This is a genomic window from Herbaspirillum lusitanum P6-12, from assembly GCF_000256565.1.
GTDB classification, from domain to species: domain Bacteria; phylum Pseudomonadota; class Gammaproteobacteria; order Burkholderiales; family Burkholderiaceae_D; genus Herbaspirillum; species Herbaspirillum lusitanum.
On sequence record NZ_AJHH01000659.1, the window covers coordinates 1 to 6,875 of the forward strand.

Sequence of the window (6,875 nt, forward strand, 5' to 3'; positions counted from 1 at the left end):
ACAAGCCGCCGCCGCCGCGCAGTCGATGCAGGAACAGGCCGGCCGCCTGTCGGAAGTGGTCAGCGTCTTCAAGCTGGACGAACGCGCTGCACTGAGCAAGCCGGCCGCGCCGAAGCGCACTATCGATATCACCCCGACCCGCATGCCGGGAGTGAAACCGGCCAAACCGGTCGCCGTTCGCAAGGAAACCCGGCCGGCGCTGAAATCACCGAGCGCAGCCAACGACGAGACCGGCTCCTGGGAACAATTCTGATCCGGAAAAAACACTTCCTGCCCGCAACCCAACCTACCACCTGAGGCCTCCATGGATGCATTCCAAAAAGAAATCGACGAGCGCACGAACCTGACTTCCAGCAACAAATTCGAGTTGCTGTTGTTCCGCCTCGGCAGCGCCAACGGCGACGGCCCGGGTGAGTTGTTCGGCATCAACGTCTTCAAGATCCGCGAGATCGTGCCGATGGTGCCGATCACCACGGCCGCCGGCACCAAGGCGCCGATGCTGGGCATGGTCAACATCCGCGGTCAGGTGATTTCAGTGATAGACCTGCCCGCCGTCACGGGCTGCAAGCCGAAGACTGGCCTGAACATCCTGCTGATCACCGAATATGCTCGCAATACCCAGGCCTTCGCGGTGGAATCGGTGGAAGAAATCGTGCGCCTCGACTGGAGCCAGGTGCTCTCGGCCGAAGCCAGCGCCGGCGGCGACCTCGTCACCAGCATCGCGCGACTCGATTCAGACCTCGACGGCAGCCGCCTGGTGCAGGTGCTGGACGTGGAGCAGATCCTGAACATGACGTCGCCGGTCAAGCAGGCGCTCGACAGCGGCCGCAACGGCGAGCTGAAGGATCTGGTCAAACCCGGCGCCATTGTACTGGCGGCGGACGACTCCAAGGTGGCGCGCGCGCTGATCGAAGACGGCCTGACCACGCTGGGAGTGCCATTCATCATGACCAAGAGCGGCAAGGAAGCCTGGGAAAAACTGCAGGTATTGGGCGCCGAAGCGCAGCGTGAAGGCAAGCAGATCGCCGACAAGGTGGCGCTGATGCTGACCGATCTGGAAATGCCCGAGATGGATGGCTTCACGCTGACCCGCAACATCAAGGCCGATCAGCGCTACAAGGGGATTCCGGTGGTGATTCATTCATCGCTGTCGGGCTCGGCCAACGAGGACCATGTGCGCAGCGTCGGCGCCAACGGCTACGTCGCCAAATTTGCCATCGACGAGCTTGCCGCGGCGCTCAAGAAAACGCTGATGCATTGACGTGTTGATGCATTGCAGGCCCTTGCCGCGCACCTGGAAACCAGTGCCGGCAAGGAATAAGGAATTCCCCGATATCAGTAGCAGGAGCTGTTCATTATCATCACCACATCGCCCAACCCCATCCTCAGAGAGCACATATAGCCATGGATTTCATCTTCCACCTGCTCCAGCAAGATATGTTCCTCGCCGTCGTCTCCTACCTGAGCGTCGGCCTGGTTTTCCTGCTCTACTTTTTCTACCGTGAAAAGAAATGGGAAAACGACCTCGCCATGTATCAGGTCCGGAATATCGTTCCGGACGAAGCGCCGAAACTGCGTAATGCGGAAATCCATGTACTCAATCGCAGTACCGTAAAGACACCTGCCGTCGCCGCATTTGACGACGAAATGCAAGTGGTGGCCGGCGAGGTAATGGAGCAGGAATCCGACAAGTCCGAAAAATCCCCCATCGCTCGCTGAGGGCGAGCTGCGGCGGATTCTTCGATTCGCGGCAAACTTCCATACCGGACACCTGCTTACACGCCGACGCGGTCCCTGCCGTCGCCCTTGGCGCGATACAGCGCCTGATCCGCGACACCGATCAGATCGCGCACCGACATTCCTTGTTTCACTTCAGGCAAACAACCGACGCCGAGACTGACCGTCACGATACCGTCCGGATTGGCCGCATGTTCGATCTGCTGCGCACGCACCGCCAGTCGGATCTGTTCCGCAATCGCCGTCGCGCCCGCGGCATCGCAATCGGGCAGGATGATGGCGAATTCCTCGCCACCGTAACGCGCCGCCAGATCGCCGGGACGCCGTTCGCCGGACAGGATGGTTTTCCCGACCTTGCGCAGGCATTCGTCACCGGACAGATGCCCATATAAATCGTTGTACAACTTGAAGCGGTCGACATCGATCATGATCAAGGCCAGGCTCTCGCCGCTGCGCACCGCGCGGCTCATTTCCCGCGCCAGCGCGCCGTCGAACTGACGTCGGTTGGCCAGGCCGGTGAGACCGTCCTGCAGGGCCAGCCGCTCCAGGGTCTGATTCAGTTTCTCCACTTGCGCGCGCGCTTCGTTGGCTTCGTTCTCGGCGATCGAGCGCTTATCGATCTGCGCCACCATGCGCTGCCCCATGAGCGCAAAACCAGTCACCAGGAGCAGCACGCCGATCATGTGCATATAGGCGTCGGCGCGCCATTCGGCAAAGATCTCGTCGCGCGACAGCGCCACCGAAACGAACAGCGGAAAAGCGTCCAGATGGCGGTAGCCGTTGATGCGCTCGACGCCGTCCTGCGACGACTTGATGACGGCCAGGCCGCTGGCGTGCCTGGCAGCATGATCGCGGTAGATGGCGGCGTCGGCCATGCTCTTGCCGATCGAGTCTTCGCGCAGCGGACGACGGAACACGATGGTGCCGCGGTTGAGCGCCAGCAGGATAGCGCCGGACTTGCCGATGTCGAAGCTGTCGTAGAAACGTTGGAAGTAAGCCATGTCCACCGTCGCCAGCACCACGCCGCCAAAACTGCCGTCGGCGTTGTTGACGCGGCGGCTCACCGTGGCGATCCACTTTCCGGTGGATCGACTGCGCACCGGCGAACCGATATAGGGGCCGTCGTCGGGATGGTCGCGGTGATAAATGAAATACTCGCGATCAGCATTGTTCTGTGTGTTGTCCAGCCGCGGCTGAGAATTGACGACCCAGCGACCCTGGTTGTCGTAGACGAAGATGCCGTTGAGCTGCGGCAGTTCCTTGACCTGTACCGCCAGCAGGCGATGCAGGCGCTCCAGCGCCTCCGGCCCGGTGCCGTCGATGCGCAGACGCTCCAGCAAACCCACCAGCACGGTGTCGGCTTCCTTCAACGTGTCATCGGCATGCTGCGCCAGCGCGCGCGCCATGTTGGTGACCGAAACGGTGGCTTCGCGCTCCTGGATCACGCGCGCCTGCCAGGTGCGCCAGATATCGAGGCCGATGATTGCCACACAGGCCAGCAGTACGAAGGCCGCCGCCAGTAGTGCCGTGGATGAACGTTTGTAATGAACCATTGGACTCCGGATGGATTACGGATGGACGGCGGATCAATCGAGATCGGCGATCAGCCGCGCTGCGCCAGTTTGAAAGCGCCGACCTGCTCCACCAGCTTTTCCGCTTCGTGGCGCAGGCTCTCGGCGGCAGTCGCGGCCTGCTCGATCAGTGCGGCGTTTTGCTGCGTCATCTGGTCGATGTCGCCGACGGCGCGCGTGACTTCGCCGATGTCTTCAGTCTGTCCTGCACCGGCGGTTGCAATATCGCGCATGATCGTCGCCACGCTGCCGATGGCCGTCTCGATTCCGGACATGGCGCCGCACGCCGATGATGTCGGCGACCTTGTGCGAACTGGCGCGTATCGCGCCCATCGTCGCCACTACCGAGCCGACCACCTTGCCGCCTTCGCCGGCATGCGTGGAAGCGTTGTCGACCAGGTTGCCGGCCTGTTGCGTGTGACTTGCGTTGTTGCGCATGGCGGCGCTGAAATTATCCATGGTGGCGCGCACCTGCTTGAGCGCGCCGGGGCGCTTCCGCGCGGGCCGACAGGTCGTCGTTGCCGGCGGCAATCTCGTGCGCGGCGATATTGATGCGTTCCGAACTTCCACGCACGGCGCCGACGATGGTCGCCAGTCCTTGAGCGACGCCGTTGATGGCTTGCGTCAGCTGGCCGATCTCATCGCGCCGGCCCACATGGATCATGGTGGTGAGATCGCCCTTGGCCAATTGCTGTGCGGCGGCCGTGGCATCGACCAGCGGTCGCGTCACCATGCGTTGCGCCAGCCAATACAGACCGCCCATGCCCAGCGCCAGCAAACCCAGCGCGATCGCACCATAGTGCAACAGCAGCGCCGCGATGATCGCGGGCGCGCCTGAGGTCGCGGGCGGCAGCGCCGACACGGCCGCAACACTCGCCCAGACATAAGCGCCCAGCACCGTACCGGCGATGCCGAAGGCCAGCATGCCCAAGCGCGCGCCGATGCCGACCTGGAAGCGCTGGCTGACGTCGATGCCGACATACAGCACCGCCACCACCCGTCCCTGCGCGTCGCGCACCGGATCGTAGCGGGTCATGTACTGGCGGCCGAACAATTGGGCGAAGCCGGTATAGCTGCGGCCGGCCAGCAAGTCGCGATAACCGGCGTGGGCGTGATCGAGCAAGGTGCCGATGGCGCGTTCGCCGTTCTCTTTTTTGACCGAAGTCGAGATGCGCACGAAGTCCTTGCCGCGCTGGACGAAGATGGTGGCGCTGCCGCCGGTCGCCGCTGAAAAACTGTCGATCCTGCCGAAATTGAGATTGAGCACTTCAGCGCCGTTGCGCAGTACCGGTGTGGTCTCCGCGCCGACCACCAGCAGCTCGCGCGCATCGGTGGAAAATGTATCTGGATAACTGCCGGCGAGCCTGCGGGCGAGTTTGTCGATTTGATAAGCAAGCGGCAGAAAGCTGTGCATGACTGACAACCCTTCCTGAATGCGATTTTTGTTGTGGTCTCGAGTCGACGCCGGGGTGGGCACTGGTGCTGACACCGGCTTTGATTTTATGTCGATGGCCGATTGTAGACCAGCGTTGCACTGGAGGAAATCTTGTTTTCGAGGATGTCTTTATACGAATGAAAAACTGCGGAGCAATACGATAGTACAGAGACAGGTGCGGCGTAGTCGGCCGGATGAAGTTCCCGCAGGCAACCCAAGAAGAACATCGCGCCATACACCACAAACCCTACGTCATGGCATTTTCGCCACAACTTCGCGGCTCCCGTTGACTTTTAAGACGACCGGTCATATTATTGCTGCATGTCCAAGCCAAATACCCGTGACCAGATTTTCGACGCCGCGCTCAAACTCCTGTTGGAACGTGGTTTCAACGCGTCGAGCGTGCAAGACATCACGGTCGAGGCCGGCGTGCCGAAGGGTTCGTTTTACAACCATTTCGAGAGCAAGGAAGCCCTCGCCGCCGAAATCGTCAGCGACTATGCCTCACGTCGCAGCACATTGCGCGAGATCCTGGCCGACGACCGCCTGCCGGCGCTGGAACGCTTGCGCGGCTACTTCACGGCGCTCAACCAGCGCCTGGTTGACCGTGGTTTCCAGCACGGCTGCATGATCGGCAACATGACTGCGGAATTGTCGGAGCAAAGCCCGGTGATTCGCGAGCAGCTGCTCAGGATTTACGGCAACTGGAGCACCGCGCTCGAATACGCCATTACCGCCGGCCAGCAAGACGGCAGTATCCCGAACCAGCTGAGCGCCAAGACATTGGCGGGTTTCCTGCTCAATGCCTGGGAAGGCGCGACCTTGCGCGTGCGCGTGGAGCGCAGCCCGGATGCCTTCGATCAATTCATGGAAGTGGTTTTCAACAAAGTCCTGAGCTGAGCAGAACCGAACCGATTCACGCTACACAGAATATTTGCAGCAAGCCGCTTCAATGGAAGCGGCATTTTTTTCACCAAGTTTAAGACGACCGGTCATTTCATCTCATTTTTATATCGAGAATTTCATGAACACATCTTCTCTTCCCGCTTCCGCTCCTGCGGCGAGCAATGCGCCTCTGTACTGGATGGCGCTGGGCACCTTCGCCGTCGGCGCCGAGGGTTTCATGATCGCCGGCATTTTGCCGACGGTAGCCAAGGACCTCGGCGTCAGCGTTGCGGTCGCCGGCCAGTTGGTGGTGGCGTTCACCGCCGCTTACGCCATCAGTTCGCCGATCCTGACCGCGCTGACCGGCGCCCTGAGCCGCCGCGGCCTGCTGATCGGCGCGATGACCGCCTTCACGCTGGCCAACCTGCTGGCCTGGCAAGCCGGCGGGTACTGGTCGCTGATGACCGCGCGCATCCTGCTGGCCTTCGCCGCCGGCCTGTACGTACCCAATGCGCTGGCTCTGGCCGGTGCGCTGGTCGCGCCGGAAAAACGCGGCAGTGCGCTGGCGCTGGTGAGCGGCGGGATTACCGTGGCAGTGGCGCTGGCGGCGCCGCTGGGGACCGTGATCGCCGACAGCCTCAGCTGGCGCATGACCTTCGCCGGGGTGGCGCTGCTGGCAGCCATCGCGACGCTGGGACTGATGCTGGGACTGCCACGCGGCATCGGCAACAACCTGCCGGTCGCCAGCCTGCGTGAACGCGTGCTGGCCGCGCGCGACCCGGCCGTGCTGCGCGCCCTGCTGACCACGCTGCTGTGGGCCACCGGCGCGTACACCATGTACACCTATTTCGCGCTGTACCTGAACCAGGTCACCGGCATCCACGGCACCCACGTCGGCTACGTGCTGTTCGCCTGGGGCATCTCGGCTGCGATCGGCGTCATGGCCGGCGGTAAGATCGCCGACCGCGTCGGCTTCCGCCGCGTTACCGGTCCGGCGCTGATGTTCCTGATCGCCGCCTTCCTGACGCTGACCGCGATTGCCTACCTGCTGCCGGCCAGCCTGGCGGTGCTGCCGGTGTTCCTGAGCGTGATCGTGTGGGGCATTTCGGGATGGGCCTTCTATCCGGCGCAGCAGACCAACCTGATCGGCATCGCCGGCATCAAGCTGGCCCCGATCGCGATGTCGCTCAACGCCTCGTTCATGTACCTGGGCTTCTCGATCGGCGCCAGCGCCGCGCGCGATGGCC

General features: G+C 62.4%; 8 protein-coding genes and 1 pseudogene. 5 read left to right on the top strand and 4 right to left on the bottom strand.

Annotation, left to right across the window (positions count from 1 at the left end; translation table 11 throughout):
• From HLUSI_RS30015 to HLUSI_RS0121605, 3 genes and pseudogenes are all read left to right on the top strand, one after another.
• Nucleotides 1-253 (top strand): annotated as a pseudogene (locus HLUSI_RS30015) (methyl-accepting chemotaxis protein); the annotation flags it as partial.
• A 51-nt stretch (nucleotides 254-304) separates the two neighbouring features.
• Nucleotides 305-1,261 carry a chemotaxis protein gene (locus tag HLUSI_RS0121600; RefSeq protein WP_016835929.1) on the top strand — a complete coding sequence of 319 codons (957 nt, stop codon included), beginning with the start codon at nucleotides 305-307 and terminating at the stop codon, nucleotides 1,259-1,261.
• Nucleotides 1,262-1,404: 143 nt separating this feature from the next.
• The gene (locus HLUSI_RS0121605) at nucleotides 1,405-1,719 is read left to right on the top strand and encodes a hypothetical protein (RefSeq protein ID WP_016835930.1); all 315 of its coding nucleotides are present in this window, start codon (nucleotides 1,405-1,407) and stop codon (nucleotides 1,717-1,719) included.
• Nucleotides 1,720-1,775: 56 nt separating this feature from the next.
• On the opposite strand, the gene HLUSI_RS0121610 is transcribed toward HLUSI_RS0121605, so the two are convergent.
• Genes HLUSI_RS0121610 through HLUSI_RS30020 form a run of 4 tightly spaced genes read right to left on the bottom strand, consistent with a single transcriptional unit; the run spans nucleotide 1,776 to nucleotide 4,722 of the window.
• Nucleotides 1,776-3,290, bottom strand: coding sequence for a sensor domain-containing diguanylate cyclase (locus HLUSI_RS0121610; protein ID WP_016835931.1), 1,515 nt, complete (start codon nucleotides 3,288-3,290; stop codon nucleotides 1,776-1,778).
• Nucleotides 3,291-3,340: 50 nt separating this feature from the next.
• Nucleotides 3,341-3,541, bottom strand: a complete 201-nt coding sequence (locus HLUSI_RS31140) for a hypothetical protein (RefSeq protein WP_162098088.1) — start codon at nucleotides 3,539-3,541, stop codon at nucleotides 3,341-3,343.
• Complete coding sequence (locus tag HLUSI_RS33020; protein ID WP_157137959.1) at nucleotides 3,504-3,767, bottom strand: hypothetical protein; 264 nt, start codon at nucleotides 3,765-3,767, stop codon at nucleotides 3,504-3,506. The genes HLUSI_RS31140 and HLUSI_RS33020 overlap by 38 nt, the downstream gene beginning before the upstream one ends.
• Nucleotides 3,760-4,722, bottom strand: a complete 963-nt coding sequence (locus HLUSI_RS30020) for a Cache 3/Cache 2 fusion domain-containing protein (protein WP_016835934.1) — start codon at nucleotides 4,720-4,722, stop codon at nucleotides 3,760-3,762. The genes HLUSI_RS33020 and HLUSI_RS30020 overlap by 8 nt, the downstream gene beginning before the upstream one ends.
• A gap of 342 nt (nucleotides 4,723-5,064) precedes the next feature.
• Between HLUSI_RS30020 and HLUSI_RS0121620 the strand changes: the two genes are divergently transcribed.
• Both HLUSI_RS0121620 and HLUSI_RS0121625 read left to right on the top strand, forming a co-directional pair.
• The gene (locus HLUSI_RS0121620; protein ID WP_016835935.1) at nucleotides 5,065-5,643 is read left to right on the top strand and encodes a TetR/AcrR family transcriptional regulator; all 579 of its coding nucleotides are present in this window, start codon (nucleotides 5,065-5,067) and stop codon (nucleotides 5,641-5,643) included.
• A 124-nt stretch (nucleotides 5,644-5,767) separates the two neighbouring features.
• Nucleotides 5,768-6,875, top strand: a 1,108-nt coding sequence (locus HLUSI_RS0121625; protein WP_040503772.1) for an MFS transporter, incomplete at its 3' end; no start/stop codon positions are given.